The sequence below is a fragment of the Tenacibaculum amylolyticum genome, assembly GCF_964511145.1.
GTDB classification, from domain to species: Bacteria; Bacteroidota; Bacteroidia; order Flavobacteriales; family Flavobacteriaceae; genus Polaribacter; species Polaribacter amylolyticum.
Genome location: NZ_CAZEFZ010000065.1, coordinates 1 through 1,697, shown reverse-complemented (window position 1 = coordinate 1,697; position 1,697 = coordinate 1). Strand labels below are relative to the sequence as shown.

General features: G+C 29.7%; 1 protein-coding gene. It reads left to right on the top strand.

Annotated elements, in window-relative coordinates; translation table 11 throughout:
• Positions 1 to 368: 368 nt before the first annotated feature.
• Positions 369 to 1,697 (top strand): tetratricopeptide repeat protein (locus tag ACKTTC_RS15030; RefSeq protein ID WP_408040668.1); only part of this gene is annotated, 1,329 nt, incomplete at its 3' end.

The following is a 1,697-nucleotide window of genomic DNA, read 5'->3' as shown; positions in this document are numbered from 1 at the left end:
GCCTTTTGGAAGGGGAAGGCATTTTATAATCATTTCACTCGCTCTAATCCCTGATGACACCAACCTAAGACTACTTTTCTTGGGTTGGTTCTTTTAAACGAATAAGAAATATATGAAAATAGAATTTAATCAAGAAAAATAATATGTATTTGTGTTGTTTTAAAATGTATATATTTTATGAAAACACAACTAAATTTAGTACTTTTGTACTTGAAAAGAAAAGATTAAAAATTGTTCTGAAAATCTCCCAATCCCCAGACTTTTTTCAAACACTTTTATAATAATAATGCTTAGTAGTTAACTACATAAGCCTGTATTACTATATCCTTTCTTTTATTAACCTGTAACCTATTAAATTAATCATAAATATGAAAAAGCAATTTATTATTGCTAGTCTCGCATTGCTATCTAATGCGAGTCTAAATGCACAAGAAAAAGAAATCGATTGTGATTTCAATGTACAAGAAGCCCTGTTTTATCTAAAAGGCGATCAGTACTACGCTAAAGACTCTTTAAAGTCTATTGAATTAATTAAACCTTGTTTGAAAAAAGAGCATCCAAAAGCTCAGCTACTAATGGGGAAACTTTATCAAGCTAAAAACAATGAAGAAGGCTATAAAAAAGCTTTTGAATTGTACCAAGCAGCAGCAGAACAGGGAGACGATTTTGCTATGACTGAATTAGGTATTCTATATAAGTATGGTAAAGGCTGTGAATTGAACTTAAAAAAGGCTAGAAAATGGTTTGAAAAGGCGGCAAACCTAGAAAATGACAAAGCAGCTTATTCTCTAGGGTATTTATACTTTAAAGGCTTTGGGAACATTAAACAAAACTATAATAAAGCTTTCGAATGGTTTCAAAAAAGTGAGCATCCAATGGCTAAATATTGGCTTGGAGTCTGTTATTTAAAAGGCTACGGAACAAATAAGAATGTATTAAAAGCTAATGAACTTTTAAAGGTAACAACACAAAGCACAACAGAAAACCAAAGTAATAACCTAAATAATGCAGAATTACTAAATACTGATAATACTAATATTACTACAGTACAGGAAATTAAAGAAAGTGCCTTATTAGGTAATTGGAAAGGTACATTAGTAAAATTAGATTGGTCACAAAATACTATAGAAGGCAAAGAAGAAGTATTAGTTGATTTTCAACTGGATGAAACTACAGGTACACTAACTTCTAGTATTACTATTGGAGAACAGACTTTAAGAAATGATCTTTTAAAAATAGATAATACTTTATTTTTTGAAAATGATGCAAACTTAGTATTGTCTCATGAGTCTTTTAATAAAATCATTCCAACACATTTAGACTATAGTTTACTTTCTTGTGATTTAAAAACAAAGGAGTATAAAGGGCTGACCTATTTAGTTGGAACTATAGAAAACTATGTAAAAGACTGGAACGAAACAGGAATGCCTTTACGTTTTATCTTGCGTAAAAAGGAAACCTTTAATAATACCGATGTAGAGCTTACAGATGATATACTTTTAGCTTTAGCTGAACAGGAAAATAGTTTTATAAAACTATATCCTAATCCTTTTCATAATGATTTAGTGATTTCTTACTCTCTAGATAAGCAAGCTTATATACATGTACAAATATTAGACTTGCAAGGAAATACAAAAGCTGTTTTAGAAAACAATAAACTACAAGCTAAAGGAGATTACAGATACTTTTTAGATGGT